A 19735-nucleotide genomic window follows, 5' to 3' on the forward strand; every position below is an offset into this window, starting at 1 on the left:
GTGGACGCTCTCAGGGACGCGGCAACCGCGAGAGCGCGGGGTGCGGGTGCACCCTTCCGCGTGGCGGCAGTTGGGAGACCACTGCCGGGGCCTCGCGTGCCTGCTCCTCCCGGACATGGAGGGCGGCGACCGCGTTCGAGGTCCGCGTGAGGCCGGGCGAGGAGTACACACGTCTCGCGGCGCCTGCACAAACAGGGCAGCCGTATGCTGTGGGCGCCGTCCCGATCGCCAACTTCACGTCGAACGGCCCGCATCGGCCGCATAGATATTCATAGGTTGCCATCTGCAGCCTCCGGATGGCGGCGGACGTCAGCGCACCCGAATGCCCGTGGCGGGCACCCGGCCAGCTCACGCCAGAGCCCATTTCCTACCTTCAAGGAGACGTCTCGTATATCCCCGTGTCAAGTACAGGAGGGCCAGGCCTCGACTTTCTCCGAACGCCCCGATCCCCGGCGCAACGGGCCGCCCCGACACCACTCCATTATCCCTGGGGATTGCAGTGCCGACGCACAGTCGACTAAAATTCAAGATCATCGATGTTCGACCGGATGCCGGTGCCCTGCCCGTTCACCGGAGCAGTGCCCCATCGATGGAGGACGGTCATGGCAAAAATCATCGCGGTGCTCTATCCGGACCCCGTGGGCGGTTTTCCTCCCGACTACGCCCGCGACGAGATCCCCACCATCACCGGCTATCCGGGCGGTCAGACCGCGCCGACCCCGCAAGCCATCGATTTCACCCCGGGGCACCTCCTCGGCTGCGTCTCCGGAGAACTGGGACTGCGCCGGTTCCTGGAGGACCGGGGCCACACCTTCGTCGTCACGAGCGACAAGGAAGGGCCGGACTCCACCCTGGACCGCGAGCTGCCCGACGCCGACGTGGTCGTTTCGCAGCCCTTCTGGCCCGCCTATCTGACCCCCGAACGCATCGCCGCGGCTTCCCGGCTCAGGCTCGCGATCACCGCGGGGATCGGGTCGGACCACGTCGACCTGCCGAGCGCCATCGGGCACGGCATGACCGTGGCCGAGGTGACGTTCAGCAACAGCATCAGTGTGTCGGAGCACGCCGTGATGCAGATTCTCACCCTGGTGCACAACTACATGCCGGCACACGAGTGGGTGACCACCAAGAAGGGCTGGAACATCGCCGACAGCGTCTCGCGCGCCTACGACCTCGAAGGCATGGACGTAGGCGTCCTCGGCTCCGGCCGGATCGGCCAGGCGGTACTGCGCCGCCTCAAGCCGTTCGACGTCAGGCTGCACTACTGCGACGTGCACCGGCTGTCCGAGGAGGTCGAGGAGGAGCTGGGGCTGACCTGGCATCCCGACGCCCGTTCGCTGGCCTCCTCCGTCGATGTGCTCTCGATCCACACGCCGCTGCATCCACAGACGCAGAACCTCTTCGACGACGAGCTGATCGGGGCCATGAAACGCGGTTCGTACATCGTCAACACCGCACGGGCGCTCATCGTCGACCGGGACGCCGTGGTCCGGGCCCTCGACAGCGGCCGGCTGGCCGGTTACGCCGGTGACGTCTGGTACCCGCAGCCGCCACCGCCCGACCATCCCTGGCGCACGATGCCTCACGAGGCGATGACACCGCACGTGTCCGGGTCGACCCTCTCGGCACAGGCACGCTACGCGGCCGGTACGCGGGAGATCCTGGAGTGCTGGCTCGACGGGCGCCCCATCCGTCCGGAGTACCTGATCGTCGAGGGCGGGGGGCTCGCCGGGACGGGAGCGAGCTCCTACACGGTCGCCGGATGACCGGCACGGGCGGGGGACGAAGTCCGGCGGACAAGAAATCAGCTGAACCTTCGGCTGAAGATTCGGCCGAAGATTCAGCTCAAGATTCAATAGAAGATCCACCGCTCCGGCTGTGAGCCGATTCACGCACAATGTGCTGGACGGGCACGGGCGAGGCCCTTAGCGTCCATAAATAGATTGTTTTCGATCTGTGGAGATACCGGCGCCGCGCCTAATCTCTCGTATGAAGACCAGGCGAACGCCGGGAAGGTGGATCAGTGAGCATAGATGCAGTGTGGGTCCGGGGCGTGACCGGAATTCAGATGCACCACGTGACCGACCTTCAGGACGCCGGCAGGTTTCTGGGCAACGCGGCGATGGCACTGCGGGCCGCGCACGTGAGGACCGGCGCCGACCGGTACTCCCACATCGCCACCGAGCTCAAGGCCCTGGTGGAGCGCGTGCGTGAGCTGGAGGACGAGGCGCGGTCGAGCATGCACGAACTGCACTCCGCCGACCCCGAGCGGTTCGTCCGCTGCCGGGACGGCCACGAGCCGTGGCCCGGCGAGATCCCGGCCGGATTCATCCCGCGCCACACCTGCAAGGACGAGTGCCTCTACCACGACCGCGAGGTCCTCGAAGCCATCATGCAGTGCACCTGCGGCCGACCCCCGTGCCGGGCCTGTGAGATCGGCGGGAAGCTCTGACGAGCCCCGGGACTCCCGTGGCCGGCCCTGGTCGATGCCGTCCCCGCCGCGGACGACGGCCAGCGGGGACGGCCACGCCGCAAGCCCGGCTCACACGTCGCCGAGCGCGGTTTCGGGCCGGTACGGAGCAGTGCGGCCGACACAGCCGCGCCGACGAGCTCGCGCCGGCTCACCCCGACCACCGCTGCGCAAGCCGCGCTGCTTCCGGCACGCGCGCACAGCCGCCGACGCCGGCCTTCCAGCCCTTGCTCACGAGCCCCTCACCACTGGCACGGCTCTCCTCGGCATCCTCCACCGCCCGCTCCTGGCCTTGTTCCGACCCGGTCGCCTCCGCCCCAGTCGCCGGTGACGGACGACGGCGCCCGGCCGCGGGCGTACGTCGTACCTGGCGGGCCCGGACGGCACGGTAGGCTGCCCGTCCGGAATGGGTCGTCTTCCGTCGGACTCCGCCGGGACGGCGGACGGCGGACCGTTGAGGAGACCGAGCGTGGAGGCCGCACACGACACGGGGGAACGTGCTCCGGTGCAGGGCGGGGCCGTGCTGGAGGTGAGCCCGTTGCCCGGTCGTTCCGGGATACGCGTCAGCGGCGAGATCAGTGTCGCCACCCGCCTCTCCTGGGAGGCGGCCCTCACCGAACTGGCCCGGCGGCACACGGACGTGTCGTACGTGGAGCTGTCACGCGTCGGGTTCGTCGACGTGGCCGGGGTGTCGGCGCTCGCGGTCACGGCCATGAACCTGCCGCGCGGACGGATGGTGGTGGAGCACCCGCCGCCCCAGGTGCCACGGGTGCTGGCACTGTTCTGGCCGGCCCTGCGCGGGATCGAGGTGGCGCCCCGATGAGCTCCATGGCAGGCGACGGGGTGTTCGCCCACCCGGCCCTCTTCTACCGCACCGCGCAGGAGTACGCCGAGCGGACCGTGTCGTTCGTCCGGGAGGGCCTCGCCGCGGGCGAGCCCGTGGCGGTGGCGGTGCCCGGTCCCCGGCTGGAGCTGATCAGGTCCGGGCTGGGGGCCGACGCCCGGGAGGTCCGCCTCCTGGACATGACCGAGGCCGGCCGCAACCCGGGGCGCATCATCCCCGGCGTCCTCAAGGCGTTCGCCGACGCCCATCGGCAGAGCCGGGTGCGCATCATCGGCGAGCCGATCTGGGCGGGGCGCAGCACGGTGGAGTACCCGGCGTGCGCGCAGCACGAGGCGCTCATCAACGCCGCCTTCGAAGGCCGCGCGGTGACGATCCTGTGCCCGTACGACGCGTCCCGGCTGGACGCGGAGGTCCTGGCCGACGCCCGGGTCACCCATCCCACCGTCATCGCCGGCGGCCGCGAACGGCCGAGTGACGTCTACGACTGGCGGGCCGTCGTCGCCCGCTACAACGAGGCGCTGGTGCCCGCCGCCGACGCCGCCGTCCGTGCCTTCGAGGCGGAGGAGCTGCCGGCGGTCCGTCACTTCGCCGTGGAGCGGGCCGCCCGGCTGGGTCTGGCCGGGCAGCGGTTGCAGGACGTCGAGCTGGCGGTGGCGGAGCTGACCACCAACAGCGTGGTGCACGGCGGCGGATACGGAACGCTGGCGGTCTGGGCCGAGGGTGGCCAGGTGGTCTGCGAGGTCCGCGACGAGGGACGGCTGACCGATCCGCTCGCCGGACGCAGGCCGCCCGAGCACGGACAGATCGGCGGCCGGGGCCTGATGCTGGTCCACTACGTGGCGGACCTGGTGCGCGTGCACACCTCCGAGAAGGGCACCACCGTCCGCTTCTACCTCACTCGCTGACACGGTTCCGTCCCCGCGGCACTCGGCCGGAGTCCCGCCGCCCCGCCTGCCCGATTTATGAAGTTCGTCTGTTTAGCATCTAGATGCCTGCCGTCCGCAGGCTCCGGCCCGTGGGCCGCAGACGCACCCCTGCCCCCGGGAGCCCAGGCCGATGCGCCCGACAGGCCGTCACACCCCGTTGCCCGCACGCTCCCTGACCGAGCGGCAGCTCCTGACCCCCGAGCGGTCCCTCACCCCGTACGGTGACGGTCACGAGCCGAGGCGGAGTCACGGCACCGGTGGCCGCCGCGGCCCGCACGGACCGCGGGCCGCCGTCGGGCACTTCGGACGCCGGCGTTTCCTGACGATCGGCGCCGCCGCCACGGCCCTGGCCTTCGCCACCCAGGTGCCCGCGACGGGCGCGGCGGCGGCCCGTGAGCTCGACGGGGCGCGGATCGCCGGGGAACCGTTCACCCTGGGCGTCGCCTCCGGGGACCCGCTGCCGGACGCCGTGGTCCTGTGGACGCGGGTGGCACCGGACCCGTACGAGCCGGGCGGGGGGCTGGCGGGGCAGTCCGTCTCCGTCGCGTGGGAGGTGGCGCGGGACGAGCGGTTCGCCACGGTCGTGCGCAGCGGTACGACCCTGGCGTTGCCCGAGTACAACCACACCGTCCACGTCGACGTCGACGGACTGGAGCCCGGCCGTACGTACTGGTACCGGTTCAGGACGGGCGCCTGGATCAGCGAGACCGGCCGCACCCGTACGGCGCCCGACCCCTCCTCCGACGTCGCGTCGCTGTCGTTCGCCGCCGTCTCCTGCCAGGCGTACCACGACGGGTACTACACGGCGCACCGGCATCTCGCCCAGGACGACGTGGACGTCGTCTTCCACCTGGGGGACTACCTCTACGAGTACGCCGTGAACTCCGCCGGTGGCGCCCGCGGCTACACCGACCTGGTGCTGCCCGACGCGTTCGACAGGGAGACCGTCACCCTGGAGGAGTACCGGCTGCGGTACGCCCTCTACAAGAGCGACCCCGATCTGCGGGCCGTCCACGCGGCCCACCCCTTCGTCGTCGCCTGGGACGACCACGAGACCGAGAACAACTACGCCGGTGCCGTCGACGAACACGGCAGCCCGGCAGCCGAGTTCCTGCTGCGCCGGGCCGCCGCCTACCGCGCGTACTGGGAGCACCAGCCGCTGCGCGCCGCACAGCAGCCCGTCGGGCCCGACATGCGGCTCTACCGCCGGCTGCACTGGGGCACCCTCGCCCAGTTCGACGTCCTCGACACCCGGCAGTACCGCTCCGACCAGGCCTACGGCGACGGCAAGCACGTCCCCGGTCCCGAGTCGGACGACCCGGCGCGCACGATGACCGGGGCGGCCCAGGAGCGGTGGCTGATCGACGGGTGGCGGGCGTCGCAGGCGCTGTGGAACGTGATGCCGCAGCAGGTCTGCTTCTCCCAGCGCAAGCTGGACCTCACCGCGCAGCCGCTGATGTCGATGGACGCCTGGGACGGCTACCGCGCCTCCCGCGGCCGGATCCTCGCCGGGGCGCGGTCGGCGGGGGTGGAGAACCTGATGGTCCTCACGGGCGACGTCCACGTGGGGTACGCCTTCGACATCAAGGCCGACTTCGACGACCCGGCGTCGCGGACCCTGGGCACCGAGATCGTCGCCACGTCGATCGCCAGCGGCAGGGACGGCGCCGAACACCCCGCGAACTGGCAGACGTACCTGACCGCCAACCCCCACCTGAGGTTCTACGACGGCCGCCGCGGCTATGTGCGGGTCCGGCTGGACCGCGCCCTGGCCCGGGCCGACTTCCGGACGGTGGCCGCGGTGACCGTCCCGGACGCCCCCGTCTCGACGGCCGCCTCCTTCGTGACGGAGGCGGGCAACCCGGGGCTCATGCCGGTGTAGGGCCTGGGGGTGCCGTTCAGGACGCCGTGCAGCCGAGCCCGTCGAGGCTGAAGTCGTACGGTGCCGTGTTGCGGTCCTGCCAGGAGGCGAGGAAGCCGAAGGAGAGGGAGCCGCCGGCGGGGACGGACCGGTTGTAGTCGGCGGCGGTCGCGGTGACGCGGGAGCCGTCCTGGGAGAAGCCCGCGTCCCACATCTGGTCGACCCGCTGGCCGTCGCGGAAGGACCAGGCCACGCTCCAGGAGCTGAGGGCCCGGTCGGTGGTGACGGTGACCGTGGCCTGGAAGCCGTCGGGCCACTGGTTGACCAGGTCGTAGCTGACGGTGCAGGCCACCCCCTCTCCCGTGCCGCCGGCGGTGGACGAGGTGGTGCCCTGGGGTTCCGGGTCGGGGTCCGTCGTCGTGGACGATCCGGCGTCCGACGAGGCCGAGGGGGCCGGGGAGCCGGTCGACGGGTCCGGGGAGGCGGAGGGGGCCGACGGGCCGGGGACGCCGGCCGACGGCGAGGCGGAGAGGGAGACGGCGGGGCCGGCGACCGGGCTGCCGCCGGTGGGCGCGCCGCCCTGGGCGGAGCTGTCGCCGCCACCGCCGGACGGCACCAGCGTCACGGCGAGGGCCAGCGCGGAGACGACGCCGGCGGCGAGCAGCAGCCCGCCCCGCCGGACGCGGGCCCGGCTCGCGGCGGCGTCCGGCGCGTCGCCGTCCGGGTCGGGCGTGTCGGGGCGGCCGGCCGCCATGCGGACCTCGGCGGCGCGGCGGCGGCGCTCCAGGTAGGCGAGGCCGCCCCAGCCGATGACGCCGCCGGCCAGGGCGGCGGGCAGTCCGCCGCCGTGCAGGCGCAGGCAGGCGGCGGCCTCCGCGCACTCCACGCAGGTGGCGAGGTGCCGGGAGAGGTCCTCGGGGGTGTCGGCGACGGGCGAGCGGGTGACGGCGTCGAGCAGCCGGACGTAGCTGCGGCACTCGGCGTCCATCGGCGTGTCGAGGTGGTTGCGGTGGCAGCGGTCCCGGAACAGGCCGCGGACCTGGTTCAGCTCCTCCGTCGCGGCGGCCGGGTCCAGCCCCTGCCGGCGGGCGACGGCCCGCAGCGGCAGCGCCTCCACCTCCGCCAGCCACAGCAGCGCCGCGTCCGGTTCCTGCATGTCGCGCAGCCCGCGCAGGGCGACCGGGCGGCGCAGGGGCGGCCCGGTGTAGCGCGCGGCCTTCTCCGAGTTCAGCCACAGCCGCAGATCGGGGTCGAGCCGGTGGCCCTGGCCCTGAGCCTCCCAAGCGGCCGCCGTGGTGCGCACGGCGGTCAGCATCAGGGGGATCCGGGGCAGCCGGGACGCGCGGCGGCCGACGCTGTGCCGGGACCCGTCCTCGGCGGCGCGGGCCTCGCGGATGCCGAGCGCGAACGCCTCGCGGGCCAGTTGGTTGGCCGCGGTCGAGCCGGACGTGCACAGGTCGGCGTACGACAGCACGGCGTCCCAGCACTCCGAGAACAGCGCGGCCTCGGCGGCGTCCTTCGGGATCGGCAGGTCGGGCATGAGTCTCCGGCATCCACAGGCGAGGTCAACTCACCTCGAACGCAATGGAGTTGGGGGGAACCTCGCGGCAGGGCCAGAGCTTTTCACATCTCCCGCACAACTGACAAGCGCCCTGTGCGGATGTCAGGACAGCCCGGACGGGCCTGGGCGGCTCCCCCGCCCGGGTCGCTCCCGGGCCGCTCCCGGGCCGCAGCCGAGTCGCTACCGGGGGGCCGCAGCAGAGCTGCCCCCAAGCCACTCCCGGGCCGCAGCCGGGCCGCTCCCCGGCCGCTCCCGGCCCGCTACCGGAGCTCCGACGGCTCCTTCGCCGGCAGGCTGTCCATGAAGGAGCTGACCGAGAAGACGGCGTGGCCGGGGCCGGGCGGGCCGTAGCCGGGCGGGGAGGAGAGGCCGAAGTCCTCCATCGTCTGCCGGTACGCCTGGAGCAGCCGGATGTGGTACTCCAGCGGGGCACCCGCCGGGTTGGCCTTGCCGAGCGGGGTGGTCGGCTCCGGGCACCAGGTGGTGAAGCGCGGGGTGATGCCGTGCGACATGAAGAAGCGCAGGCCCTCCGTCGTCGACGCGATCGCCTCGTCGACCGTCTTGAAGCCGAACGGCTCGGCCATCTCCACGCCCGCGACGAAGTTGGGGATCACGTTGCGCGCGCCGAAGATCTCCGCCGAGTCCAGGATCCGCTTGTGCCACTCGTCGCGGCCGACGTACCGCTCCTTGCCGGGGCAGTACATCTTGAAGAGGTACTCGTCCCACACCTCGTAGTTGGGGTGGTAGATCTGCACCCCGTAGTCCTTGAAGCGCTGCACGTCGTCGCGCGGGAGCGCCTGGGCGACGACCTTGCCGATCCAGCGGCCCGGGAAGCGCTCCTCGATGGCCTTGGCGTAGTGGCCGTAGAAGTCGGCCTCGTCGCGGCCGGCGACCGTCTTGGTGATGGCGCCGCCGGTGAGGGTGTAGGCGGTGGACGCCTTGGCGGTGTCGTACCGGTCGATGATCTCGAGGGCCTCCAGGACCTCCTCGACGTCCTTGACGCCCGTGTAGGGCCGGCCGGCCGCCTTGTGCTGGCGCCAGTTGTGGTTGATGTCGCAGTACTGGCACTCCTCCTTGGCGCCGAAGTACTGGCAGACCCGGAAGACGGTGAGGTAGATCAGGTAGCCCCACTGGATGGTGGGGGCGACCTCCATCACGGACTTCCCGTTGGAGAGGGTGTGCCGGTAGTACTCGGGCATCGGCGGCACACCGACGTCGGCGATCCGCTTCCCGTCGAGGTAGAGCCCGAGGAGCCCCTCGTCGTCCGCGGCCACCCGGTACGGCGAGGAGGGATTGACGCGCACCGACACGACGGTCCGGCGCAGGTCGTAGGGGCCGCCGGTGAGGATGATCTCCTCCGGGGGGCGCCGCAGCGCGGCCTCGCCCAGTTCGGGGAGGGTGCCGTGGTCGAAGGAGAAGATGAAGTACGACTTCGGCTTGACCTCGCCCGACTCGTTGTCGCTGAGGGCGGAGGGGTCGAAGGCCACTCCCCCGCGCAGCAGGTCCTCCTTGAAGACCGCCTCCCGCGGCACGTGCGGAAAGCGCTCCATCAGATCCTCGACCAGCGCGGTACGGCTGCCCATCCGTGTCTCCTCCCGGCTCAGGCGTACGACTCCTCACGGTATGCCCCCGCCCCGCGGGAGGTGGGGGCGGGGTCCCGTGTCGGCGACACGGTAGGTTCACCTGCGGATACCGGGTTCTGGTTCTCCTCGGGGAAGGGCGACGGCATGGGCGAGACCGTGACGAACTGGGCGGGCAACATCACCTTCGCGGCCAAGGAACTGCACCGGCCGCCCACGCTCGGTGCGCTGCGCGCGCTCGTCGCGGGGAGCGCGCGGGTGCGGGTGCTGGGCAGCGGGCACTCCTTCAACGAGATCGCCGAGCCGGGCGACGGCGGGGTGCTGCTGTCGCTGGACGCCCTGCCCGTGGAGGTCGACGTCGACACGGCGGCGCGGACCGTGCGGGTCGGGGGCGGAGTGCGCTACGCCGAGCTGGCGCGGCGGGTCCACGCGCACGGGCTCGCGCTGCCGAACATGGCCTCGCTGCCGCACATCTCGGTGGCCGGGTCGGTGGCGACCGGCACCCACGGGTCGGGGGTGCGCAACGGGTCCCTCGCGGCCGCCGTGCGGGAGGTGGAGATCGTGACGGCGGACGGGTCCACGGTCGCGATCGGGCGGGCGGACGAGCGGTTCGGCGGGGCCGTGACCTCGCTGGGCGCCCTGGGCGTCGTGACCGCGCTGACCCTGGAGCTGGAGCCGGCCTTCGACGTCGAGCAGCACGTCTTCACGGAGCTGCCCCTGGCCGGGCTGGACTTCGAGACCGTGGCGGCGGCCGCGTACAGCGTCAGCCTGTTCACCGACTGGCGGGCGCCCGGGTTCCGGCAGGTGTGGCTGAAGCGGCGCACCGACCAGCCGCTCGCCGGCTTCCCGTGGGCCGCGCCGGCCACCGAGGCGCTGCACCCGGTGCCGGGGATGCCCGCGGTCAACTGCACCGAGCAGTTCGGGGTGCCGGGGCCGTGGCACGAGCGGCTGCCGCACTTCCGCGCCGAGTTCACCCCGAGCAGCGGCAGCGAGTTGCAGAGCGAGTACCTGATGGCGCGGGAGCACGCCGTCGACGTGCTGCGCGCGATCGACGGGATACGGGCGGCGGTCGCCCCCGTGCTCCAGACGTGTGAGGTGCGCACCGTCGCCGCGGACGACCAGTGGCTGAGTCCGGCGTACGGACACGACAGCGTCGCCGTGCACTTCACCTGGGTCGAGGACACGCGGGCCGTGCTGCCGGTCGTGCGGGAGCTGGAGGCCGCGCTGGAGCCCTTCGCGCCGCGCCCGCACTGGGGCAAGGTCTACGCCGTGCCGGCCGGCGTGGTGCGCGGGCGGTATCCGCGGATCGGCGACTTCCGGTCCCTGGTACGGGAGCTGGACCCGGCGGGGGCCTTCACCAACGCGTTCGTCGCGGACGTCCTCGGCGGCTGAGGAACGCTGCTGGGGAACGCTGCCGGGGAACGGGCGCGCCGGACTTCGTACAGCCCCTTTCCTAAGGCCTTGTCGAACCGTGTCGCACGCCATAGCCTGACGCCGCGCCGGTGCCCGACCGCCCCGGCGCGGCCGCACGGACGGGAGGGGGGCTCCCCGGTGAAGCGCACGTCACGCGACATCCGCACCGCGAACCGCTACGAGGTGCTGCGCCAGATCATCGCCCGGTCGCCCACCTCCCGGCAGGAGCTGGCCGCCGCCACCGGCCTCAGCCTCGCCACCGTCGCCACCCTCGTCGGCGAGCTGCTCGACCTGCGCATGATCACCGAGGTCGGGTTCGAGGACTCGGCCGGCGGCCGCCCGCGGGGCCTCGTCGCCGTCGACACGTCCGGGGGCACGCTGATCGGCGTGGACATCGCGGAGACGTACGTCCACGTCGAGCTGTTCGACCTCGCGCTGAACGTCCTGGCCCGCGCCGAGGAGGACATGCGCCCCGGGAAGAGCCGGCCGGAACAGGTGGTCGGCCATGTCGCGGCGGCCGTCGGGGCTGTGGCCGCGCGGGCCGGCGTGGAGCCGGCCCGGGTGCTGGGCGTCGGGGTGAGCGTGCCGGGGCAGGTGGACCGCGACACCGGCGTCTGCGAGTACGCGCCCAACTGGGACTGGCACGATGTGCCGCTGCTCGACCTGCTCTCCGCGCACATCGCCCACCCGCTCCACCTGGACAACCCGCTGCGCGCCTGCGCCGTCGCCGAGCTGTGGTTCGGGGCCGCGCGCGGGCACGGCGACGCCGTGGTCGTCAACCTCGGGACCGGGGTCGGCGCGGGCCTGGTGCTGAGCGGCGGGGTGCACCGGGGGGTCAGCAACAGCGCCGGCGAGTGGGGGCACACCACGCTCGTCCTCGACGGACGGCTGTGCCACTGCGGCAACCACGGCTGCGTGGAGACGTACGTCGGCGCGCCGGGCATCATGCAGAACCTGCGCGAGATCGGCCCGCGCAGCCCGCTGCTGCACCCCGAGGACCAGACCGCCACGGTGGACGCGCTGGCCCGTGCGGTCGCCGCGGGGGACCCGGTGGCCGTCAAGGTGGTCCGGGACACCGCCCGTTACCTGGCGGCGGGCATCGCCGACCTGGTCAACCTGCTCAACCCCGAGGTCGTCGTACTGAGCAGCTGGGTCGCCGCCCGGCTCGGCGAGCCCCTGCTCGACGAGGTGCGCGAGGCCGTCGCCCGGCACGCGCTGCGCCGGCCGCTGGCCGCGACCGCCATCGTCCTCTCCCCGATCCCCGGCGACCCGGTCTGCCTGGGCGCGGCGACGTTCGCGCTCGAAGGGGCGTTGCAGTCCGTCGGGCAGCGGAGCGCGCAGCGCACCGCCGACGCCGGCCCGAAGGGCCGCGGCAGGCCCGGTCCCTGACCCGGCAGCGGCGACCCGGACGGTTCCCCGGCACCGGGTCCCGTTGTCCGGCCTCCCGTCCCCACCCCGTCACGTCCGGTATCCCGAACGTCACACAACGCTTCGAACGGGCTTCGTCCAACCCCTTGCCGAAGCCTTAGCCGAAGGTTAACGTCCCGCACCGCAACGCCTTTCCGAGACACCTGGCGCTGATGCCGTAGTAGCGAGCCGCAGCCGTACTCGAGACAAGGACGTCACCATGTCGGCACCGAGCAACAGCAACCGGTCCCGCCGATCACTCCTCCGGTCCGCCACGGGCCTGGCCGCCGCCGGCGCGCTGGCCGCCTGCGGGAGCAACAACGGCCGGGGCGGCGGGGAGTGCGGGCGGCGGACTCGTGCAGTACTTCCACGCGTACGGCGAGGCGGGCACCGAGCAGGCGATCAAGAAGTACGCGGCCGCGTACGACGGGGCGAAGGTGACGACCCAGTGGATCACCGGGTCGAACTTCGAGAGCAAGCTCTTCGCGAGCCTGCTCCCGGACAACGCGCCCGACGTCTTCGAGTTCCACCCGCAGATCCAGCTCGTCAGGAGCGGTCAGGTGGCGGACCTCACCGACCTCGTCGAGCCGGTCCGGGACGACTTCAACCAGGCCGACATCCGGTCGCACACGGTCGACGGCAAGGTCTACGGCGTCCGTATGATCGACGACCCGCAGTTCCCGAACTCGCTCAACTTCTTCGCGGCCATCGCGACGATCACCTTCATCAACGGCTGGAACTCCTTCCTGTGGCCGCTGGTCATCGGCCAGGACCCCGGCGCCTGGACGGTGCAGGTGGCGCTGTCGTCGTACATGACCAACCAGACCGTCAACTACCACCTGATCTTCATGGCCACGGCCCTCTCCCTCCTGCCCCTGCCGCTCGTGTTCCTCTTCCTCCAGCGCTGGCTGGTGCAGGGGATCGCCCGGACGGGCATCAAGGGCTGACGCCCTCCGCCCACGACCCACACCACACAGCCCCCCGACCCACACCTCACCACTGACACCTCACGACTCACGACCTGGAGACCGATGTCTTTGCGCACCACCTTCCCGTCCGCCGGCTACGTCGAGGACGTCTCGCCGGGCCGCGGCGCCCTCGCGCCCCGCGCCTGGTACGCCTCGTCGGACGCCAAATCCCTGTCCCTGAACGGCAGCTGGCGGTTCCGCCTGTCGGCGACGGCCGACGCCGAGGACGACTCGTTCGCCGCGGAGGGGTACGACGCCGACGGCTGGGCCGAGGTCACGGTCCCCGGGCACTGGGTCCTCCAGGGGCACGGCGCCCCGATCTACACCAACCACCTCTACCCCTTCCCGGTCGACCCGCCCCGCGTCCCCACCGAGAACCCGACCGGCGACCACCTGCGGGTCTTCGACCTGCCCGACGACTGGCCCGACCTCGCCGACGGCGGCGCCGTCCTGCGCTTCGACGGTGTGGAGTCCTGTGCCCGGGTGTGGCTGAACGGCACGGAGATCGGCGAGTTCAAGGGCTCGCGGCTGCCGCACGAGCTCGCGGTCGGCGAGCTGCTGAAGGCCTCGGGCAACGTGCTGGCGGTCCGGGTGCACCAGTGGTCGGCCGGCTCCTACCTGGAGGACCAGGACCAGTGGTGGCTGCCGGGCATCTTCCGTGACGTGACGCTGCTGCACCGGCCCGCGGGCAGCGTGCGCGACTTCTTCGTGCACGCCTCCTACGACCACGTCACGGGCGAGGGCACCCTGCGCGTCGACTCCGACGTCGACGGACGGGTGACCGTGCCCGCGCTGGACATCGATGTCGTGACGGGCGCGACGGTCACGGTGCCGGTCGAACCGTGGAGCGCCGAGACGCCCCGGCTGTACGACGGTGAGCTGGTCACGGCGGGCGAGCGGGTCCCGTTGCGGATCGGGTTCCGTACGGTCGTCCTGGCGGACGGTCTGATCAAGGTGAACGGCAGGCCCGTCCTGTTCAAGGGGGTCAACCGGCACGAGTGGCACCCCCGCACGGGCCGTGCGCTCGACCTGGAGACCATGCGCGAGGACGTGCTGCTGATGAAGCGGCACAACGTCAACGCCGTCCGCACCTCCCACTACCCGCCGCACCCGGCCTTCCTGGACCTGTGCGACGAGTACGGCCTGTGGGTGATCGACGAGTGCGACCTGGAGACGCACGGCTTCGTCGAGCAGGACTGGCGGGACAACCCCGTCGACGACGACCGCTGGACCCCGGCCCTGCTGGACCGCGCCGCCCGCATGGTCGAACGGGACAAGAACCACCCGTCGGTGGTGATGTGGTCCCTGGGCAACGAGGCCGGCACCGGACGCGGCCTGACCGCGATGGCCGAGTGGATCCACGCCCGTGACACCTCGCGCCTCGTGCACTACGAGGGCGACATCGACTGCCGCGACACGGACGTCTACTCCCGCATGTACGCCTTCCACGAGGAGGTCGAGCGGATCGGCCGCGGCCTCGACGGCGGCACCCTCAAGCGGCGCGCGCTGCCCTTCCTCCTGTGCGAGTACGGCCACGCCATGGGCAACGGGCCCGGCGGCCTCGCCGACTACCAGCGGCTGTTCGAGGCGCACGAGCGGATCCAGGGCGGCTTCATCTGGGAGTGGATCGACCACGGCATCGAGGACGAGCGGTACGGCTACGCCTACGGCGGCGACTTCGGCGAGGAGCTGCACGACGGGAACTTCGTCTGCGACGGCCTGCTCTTCCCCGACCGCACCCCCTCCCCCGGCCTCGTCGAGTACAAGAGGGTGATCGAGCCGGTCGCGATCGCGGGCGACGGCGCGGGCGGCACCGTGCGCGTCACCAACCGGCACGACTTCGCCGACCTGTCGGCGCTGTCCTTCGAGTGGGCGTTCCAGGCGGACGGCGAGACGGTGGCGTCGGGCCCGCTGGCGGTGCCGGCGCTCGCGGCGGGCGAGTCGGCGGAGGTGAAGCTGGGTCAGCCGCCGGAGGACGTCCGGGCCGGAGCGGAGACCGGGTGGACGGTGCGGGCCGTCCTGGCCGAGGACACGGCGTGGGCGCCGCGCGGCCACGTGGTGGCGTGGGGCCAGGTGCCGGTCGCGCCGCGGGCCCGGCCGACGGTGGCCGCGACCGGGGCACCGGTGGCCGGCGACCGCCTGATCACCCTGGGCCCGGCCGTCTTCGACGCCCGCACGGGCGAGCCGCGCGCCATCGGCTCCGTGGCGGTGACCGGACTGCGGCTGGACGTGTGGCGGGCGCTCACCGACAACGACGAGGGCGCGGCGTGGCAGTCCGACGTCCGGTACGGCGAGCTGTGGCGCAAGCTGGGGCTGCACCGCATGCGGCACCGGGTGGACGCGGTCGAGCCGGGCGAGGACGCGCTGACGGTGCGGACCCGGGTGGCGCCCGCCGCGTGGGAGGTGGGTCTGTCGGTGGTCCACCGGTGGACGACGGACGGCACCCGGGTGCGGCTGGACGTCTCCGTGACCCCCGAGGGCGGCTGGACCGTGCCCCTGCCCCGGCTGGGGGTGCGCCTCGGGCTGTCCGAGGCCGACGCGGTGACCTGGTTCGGCGGCGGCCCCGGCGAGGCGTACCCGGACACCCGGTCGGCGTCGCGGATCGGCCGCTGGCGGTCGACCGTCGACGGCCTCCAGACGCCGTACGTCCGTCCGCAGGAGAACGGCGCCCGCGCCGACGTGCGCTGGGCCGAGCTCGGCGGGCTGCGGATCGAGGGCGAGCCGGAGTTCTGGTTCAGCGCCCGGCGCTGGACGAGCGAGCAGCTGGACGCGGCGCGGCACCTCACCGACCTGGTGCCGGGCGAAACGGTGTGGGTCCACCTCGACCACGGCCAGCACGGCATCGGCTCGCAGTCCTGCGGTCCGGGCCCGCTGCCCCGGTACTTCCTGGACGTCGCGCCCGCCGCGTTCTCCTTCGTGTTCTCGGAGACCGGCCCGGACGTGCGCGCCTGACCCGGTCCCGGGGCCGGCCGCGCACCGCCCGGCCGGCCCCGGCTTCCCCGCCCGGCCGTCGCCCGCCGTCCCGGCCGTCGGGGGATGGCCGAAACCATGGGGGTCGCCGTGCGCCGGTCCCCGGTGGAGCCATCACGCCCGGCGGTCCGGGGAAGGATCGACCGCATGACCGATTCCGCCCTGTGGATCTCCTCGTTGACCGCGGGTACCGCCGTGCTGGCGAGCTGGGTCACCAGCCGTGGCACCGCCCGCGCGGCACAGATCCAGGCGCACACGGCCGAACGGACCCAGCGTGCGGTCCGGGTGAGCGAGGCACGCCGGACCGCCTATGTCAGCCTCATCGAACAGGCCCACAGAATGGCAGAGTTGTACTGGAGAATTTCGGACATCCACAAGTCGGCGGCCCCGCGGAGCGAACAGCTGCCCGCCCTGAAGGAGGTCCGGGCCGGTCTGCGCGTGGAGTACCCGAAGCTGCGGCACTTCATCTGGGTCATCACCCTGGAAGGGCCCGACGACGTGGCCGAGGCCGCGGAGAACCTGCGGCTGGCGACCCGGCCGCCCTACCGGGCGCTCGAGGCGGCCATCACCGGAGACCCCACCGCCCTCTCCTCGTTCGACCAGTACTACGACCCCTTCTGGCTGTCGCTGACGGACTTCGTCACCCGGGCCCGTTCGGCGGTCCACGGGCTGTAGGACGGGCGGGACCGCACCGACCGGGCGGACCGGCCGCGCGGGTGGACCGGCCGCGCGGGTGGACCGGCCACGCGGTGGCCTCCGCCGGTGGTGGAGGATGACGGCCATGGACGGCTACGACGGCGCCCCGCGCCCCCGTGAGGTACGGCCCGGCGAACACCCGCTGTGGGACCGGGCGCTGGACCTCGTCAACCGCGACCTGGCCGCACTGCTGCCGGACGCCGGACCGCTGCGCCTGCTGGCCCTGCCGCCCTGGGCGGAGGAGGAGGACACGCGCGAGCACGTGTACGTGGCCCTGCCCGACGGGCGGTGGCACGGCGACGACCTGTGGCACGGCTCCACGGCCTCCGTCACGGCCGCGAGCGCCGAGGTGGCGGAGGCCGCTCAGGAGACGGTCATGGAGGTCCTGTGGCAGGTCTGGCCGGTCTGCGCCGAACACCGCCTCGGCCTGCACGTGAGCCAGGACGAGGACCGCGCGGTGTGGTGGTGCGCGGGGGGCGAGCGGGACCCGGCCCATGCGCGGGCCCCGGTGGGCGGGCTGGACGCGCCGCACCGCCCGCGCGGGGGCCGACGCGAGCGGCCGTGAGGGTCAGTGGTCCGCGCAGCAGGGTGTCGGGTCGGGCACCTCGAAGGGCACGAGGGTGCCGCCGACGGCGGGCATGGCGGTGAGGACCAGTTCCCCGTCGTGCCACTGGGGCCGCACATGGTCCCGGGTCACCAGCCGGGCGTCCGGCGCCGGCCGTTCCGCGGCTCCGAGCACCGTCACCCGGTCGATCGCGGAGACGGACAGGACCTCCGCGACCGTCATCGTGCCCCGGAGGGCGTCCGCCCCGGGGTAGAGGACCGCCCGGCCGACGGGGTCAGGGGCGCCGTCCGCCGGCTCGTACCCGCGGTCCGCGAGCTGCCCGCGCACCGTCGCCGCGGCCGCTTCCGTCGGCAGCGCGAGGGAGACGGAGACGCGCGGCCGGTCGCCCCGCACGAGGTGGGTGCAGCCGAACACGCCCCCGTCGAGGGCGAGTTCGGTTGCCAGCGTGTGGAGCAGGTGATCGGCCGCGCGCAGGTCGCGCGGACCGGCGTCCACCGTGAGCACGTACCGGGTCACGACGGCAGGACCCACACGGGGTTGGAGTAGAACCACAGGTCGCGCCACGGGTCGGCGTCGCCGACGACGTCCATCGCCGGGCCCGCCGGGTCCACGGCCGCGCCCATCGCGCCGACGGCGGAGCGGTTGCCGTCGGTGCCGCGCAGACGGACGTACAGCGGCTCCTCCACGCGCCCGAGCCGGTAGGTGAGCCGGACGGTGCCGGTGGACCTGTCCACCTCGTAGGACTTCACGACCCTGGCCGTCGGCGCGGTGAAGGTGTCCCGGTCGGTGACCGTGCCCGTGACGTCGCCCTGGATGACGTCGACCCGCGCGAGCCGCGGGACGAAGCCCGCCCAGTTGGGGCCGCCGGCGAGGGCGACGTCGACCGTCAGCGTCACGTCGGTGCCCTTCTTGACGTGCAGGGCGCCGCCGAGCGTGGCCCAGCGGCTGCCGCCGGTCACCCGGACGTCGAGGCCGCCGACCAGCTGCCCGTGGTCGACCCAGACGCGGCCGGCGCGGATGCCGTCCATGACGGCGGCGTAGGAGAAGCCGTCGGCGCCGACGTGGGTGCGGCTGTACTGGCCGGGCCAGTAGTCGCCCTGGGTGATGTCGATCCGGCCGCCGTAGACCGGGTCCGCGTACCTGCCGTCGGTGGTGAAGTCGCCGCCCGTGCCGCGCACGGCGGTGTCGGCGTACACCTGGTGGGAGTCGGAGTTGGCGGTGATCCACCAGGGCTTGCCCTCGGCGAGGAGGCTGTCCCACAGGCCGCCGACGGTGGCGGTCATCCAGTCGAAGCCGCCCCAGGTGCGGTAGCTCTCCAGCGGGTAGCCGGCGAAGGAGTTGGCGCTGGGGCTGTTGTCGTAGATGCCGCGGGCGCGGGCCGGGCCGAGGGGGGCGGGGAGTCCGGCGGCCTGGTGGCCGGGGGCGCCCTCGAAGCCGACGGCGATCTGGTGGCCCGGGTCGGTCGCGTCCCGCCAGGCGCGGATCTCGTGCGGGGAGTCGACACCGCGCCGCGCCGGGTGGTTGGCGAGCATCAGCGCGTCCTTGACCTTGCGGCGGCGGACCTGCTCGCCGAGGAAGGCCAGGCCCGCGACGGCGAGGGCCTCGTTGGCGGGCGTGGAGTCGGAGGCGTTCTTCACGCTGCCGTCGTAGTCGGTCTCGAACTGCTTGAGGACGGAGACCTCGTTCTTGCCGGGGTGCACGAAGACGGTGCCGTGCTCGGCGCCCGGGATGTTCCACTCCAGGCCCTGGAAGACGAGGGTGTCCTGGTGGGCGGAACGGGCCTCCTGGATGTCCGGGTTGACCTTCTCCACGCCGATCCTGGCGTGCGTGGCGCTGCCGTGGTCGGTGATGACCAGCCAGTCCATGCCGTGCCGGGCGCCCTGCCGGACCTGGTCCACGACGCGGTACTTGCCGTCGCTGCTGTACTGGGTGTGGATGTGGTGGTCGCCGGCCAGCCAGAGGAAGCCGTTGCTGCGGCGGCCGTCGGTGGCGGCGTACGCGGGCGCCGTGGCCGCGCGGCCGAGGACGCCGGCGGCGGTCAGGCCGGCGCCGAGCAGACCGGCGCGGCGCAGCAGGGTGCGGCGCGACTGCTGTTCCGGGCTGAGGGCGTCGTCGGGCACGGAGGCGTCGAAGGCGGCGGGCAGCGCCGAGGCGCCCGGGCTGTCGTGGTCGTGACCGTGTCCGTGGTCGTGTCCGTGGTGGTGATGGTGATGCCCGTGCGCGTGGCCGTGACCGTGACCGTGCCCCATGGTGCCCTCCTGGTTGCCGCTGCCGTCCGCGGCCGGTGTCCGCGCGGCGCGAGTGCGCCGCGTGGGGAGGATCGAGCCAGAAGATGAACCTGGAACGGCTTTCGGGTGAGCGGCGACCGGCGCGGACGCGTCCGGCTCGCCCCGTCCTCCACTGTTCCCTCAACTGCCCCTGGCGCTCACACTGTTGGCCATCACACGCGAGCAGTGTTCATCTTCCCGTCCGTT

15 protein-coding genes and 2 pseudogenes are annotated in these 19735 nt (G+C 72.9%); 12 read left to right on the plus strand and 5 right to left on the minus strand.

Translation table 11 applies throughout. The features are described 5' to 3' along the window. Nucleotides 1-10: 10 nt before the first annotated feature. Nucleotides 11-364 carry an FmdB family zinc ribbon protein gene (locus ACFYWQ_RS11295; protein WP_389515078.1) on the minus strand — a complete coding sequence of 118 codons (354 nt, stop codon included), beginning with the start codon at nucleotides 362-364 and terminating at the stop codon, nucleotides 11-13. A gap of 238 nt (nucleotides 365-602) precedes the next feature. Here ACFYWQ_RS11295 and ACFYWQ_RS11300 point away from each other — a divergent pair, with 238 nt between their 5' ends. From ACFYWQ_RS11300 to ACFYWQ_RS11320, 5 genes are all read left to right on the plus strand, one after another. Then, the gene (locus ACFYWQ_RS11300) at nucleotides 603-1766 is read left to right on the plus strand and encodes an NAD-dependent formate dehydrogenase (RefSeq protein ID WP_389515079.1); all 1164 of its coding nucleotides are present in this window, start codon (nucleotides 603-605) and stop codon (nucleotides 1764-1766) included. Between the two features lie 302 nt (nucleotides 1767-2068). Continuing rightward, a complete protein-coding gene (locus ACFYWQ_RS11305; protein WP_389515931.1) occupies nucleotides 2069-2452 on the plus strand; it encodes a hypothetical protein in 384 nt (127 codons plus the stop codon). A 487-nt stretch (nucleotides 2453-2939) separates the two neighbouring features. Then, on the plus strand, nucleotides 2940-3293 hold the full coding sequence (locus ACFYWQ_RS11310; RefSeq protein WP_389515081.1) for an STAS domain-containing protein: 354 nt from the start codon (nucleotides 2940-2942) through the stop codon (nucleotides 3291-3293). Further along, on the plus strand, nucleotides 3290-4219 hold the full coding sequence (locus ACFYWQ_RS11315; protein WP_389515083.1) for an anti-sigma factor RsbA family regulatory protein: 930 nt from the start codon (nucleotides 3290-3292) through the stop codon (nucleotides 4217-4219). The genes ACFYWQ_RS11310 and ACFYWQ_RS11315 overlap by 4 nt, the downstream gene beginning before the upstream one ends. Before the next feature lie 151 nt (nucleotides 4220-4370). Next, nucleotides 4371-6122 (plus strand): alkaline phosphatase D family protein, encoded by a 1752-nt coding sequence (locus ACFYWQ_RS11320; RefSeq protein ID WP_389515085.1) that lies wholly within the window; start codon nucleotides 4371-4373, stop codon nucleotides 6120-6122. A gap of 16 nt (nucleotides 6123-6138) precedes the next feature. Here the strand turns inward: ACFYWQ_RS11320 and ACFYWQ_RS11325 are convergent, their stop codons facing one another. Both ACFYWQ_RS11325 and ACFYWQ_RS11330 read right to left on the minus strand, forming a co-directional pair. Next, nucleotides 6139-7641, minus strand: a complete 1503-nt coding sequence (locus ACFYWQ_RS11325) for a cellulose binding domain-containing protein (RefSeq protein WP_389515087.1) — start codon at nucleotides 7639-7641, stop codon at nucleotides 6139-6141. Nucleotides 7642-7922: 281 nt separating this feature from the next. Then, on the minus strand, nucleotides 7923-9245 hold the full coding sequence (locus ACFYWQ_RS11330; protein WP_389515089.1) for a radical SAM protein: 1323 nt from the start codon (nucleotides 9243-9245) through the stop codon (nucleotides 7923-7925). 144 nt (nucleotides 9246-9389) lie between these two features. Between ACFYWQ_RS11330 and ACFYWQ_RS11335 the strand changes: the two genes are divergently transcribed. The 7 genes and pseudogenes from ACFYWQ_RS11335 (at nucleotide 9390) to ACFYWQ_RS11365 (ending at nucleotide 17261) form a co-directional block, all read left to right on the plus strand. Then, nucleotides 9390-10634 carry an FAD-binding protein gene (locus ACFYWQ_RS11335; protein ID WP_389515091.1) on the plus strand — a complete coding sequence of 415 codons (1245 nt, stop codon included), beginning with the start codon at nucleotides 9390-9392 and terminating at the stop codon, nucleotides 10632-10634. 159 nt (nucleotides 10635-10793) lie between these two features. Beyond that, nucleotides 10794-12044, plus strand: a complete 1251-nt coding sequence (locus tag ACFYWQ_RS11340) for an ROK family transcriptional regulator (protein ID WP_389515093.1) — start codon at nucleotides 10794-10796, stop codon at nucleotides 12042-12044. Between the two features lie 238 nt (nucleotides 12045-12282). Next, nucleotides 12283-12742, plus strand: a pseudogene (locus ACFYWQ_RS11345) (sugar ABC transporter substrate-binding protein); the annotation flags it as partial. Then, nucleotides 12743-13009, plus strand: a pseudogene (locus tag ACFYWQ_RS11350) (ABC transporter permease subunit); the annotation flags it as partial. Nucleotides 13010-13093: 84 nt separating this feature from the next. After that, complete coding sequence (locus tag ACFYWQ_RS11355; RefSeq protein ID WP_389515095.1) at nucleotides 13094-15982, plus strand: glycoside hydrolase family 2 TIM barrel-domain containing protein; 2889 nt, start codon at nucleotides 13094-13096, stop codon at nucleotides 15980-15982. Nucleotides 15983-16147: 165 nt separating this feature from the next. After that, nucleotides 16148-16675, plus strand: a complete 528-nt coding sequence (locus ACFYWQ_RS11360; RefSeq protein ID WP_389515097.1) for a hypothetical protein — start codon at nucleotides 16148-16150, stop codon at nucleotides 16673-16675. 106 nt (nucleotides 16676-16781) lie between these two features. Continuing rightward, nucleotides 16782-17261 carry a hypothetical protein gene (locus ACFYWQ_RS11365; protein ID WP_389515099.1) on the plus strand — a complete coding sequence of 160 codons (480 nt, stop codon included), beginning with the start codon at nucleotides 16782-16784 and terminating at the stop codon, nucleotides 17259-17261. A gap of 3 nt (nucleotides 17262-17264) precedes the next feature. On the opposite strand, the gene ACFYWQ_RS11370 is transcribed toward ACFYWQ_RS11365, so the two are convergent. Next, on the minus strand, nucleotides 17265-17777 hold the full coding sequence (locus tag ACFYWQ_RS11370) for a hypothetical protein (protein ID WP_389515100.1): 513 nt from the start codon (nucleotides 17775-17777) through the stop codon (nucleotides 17265-17267). Next, nucleotides 17774-19510, minus strand: coding sequence for a PHP domain-containing protein (locus tag ACFYWQ_RS11375; RefSeq protein ID WP_389515102.1), 1737 nt, complete (start codon nucleotides 19508-19510; stop codon nucleotides 17774-17776). Before ACFYWQ_RS11375 ends, ACFYWQ_RS11370 begins: the two co-directional genes overlap by 4 nt. Nucleotides 19511-19735: the final 225 nt, after the last annotated feature.

Origin of the sequence: Streptomyces sp. NPDC003247 (assembly GCF_042888135.1) — a bacterium.
GTDB lineage: Bacteria > Actinomycetota > Actinomycetes > Streptomycetales > Streptomycetaceae > Streptomyces.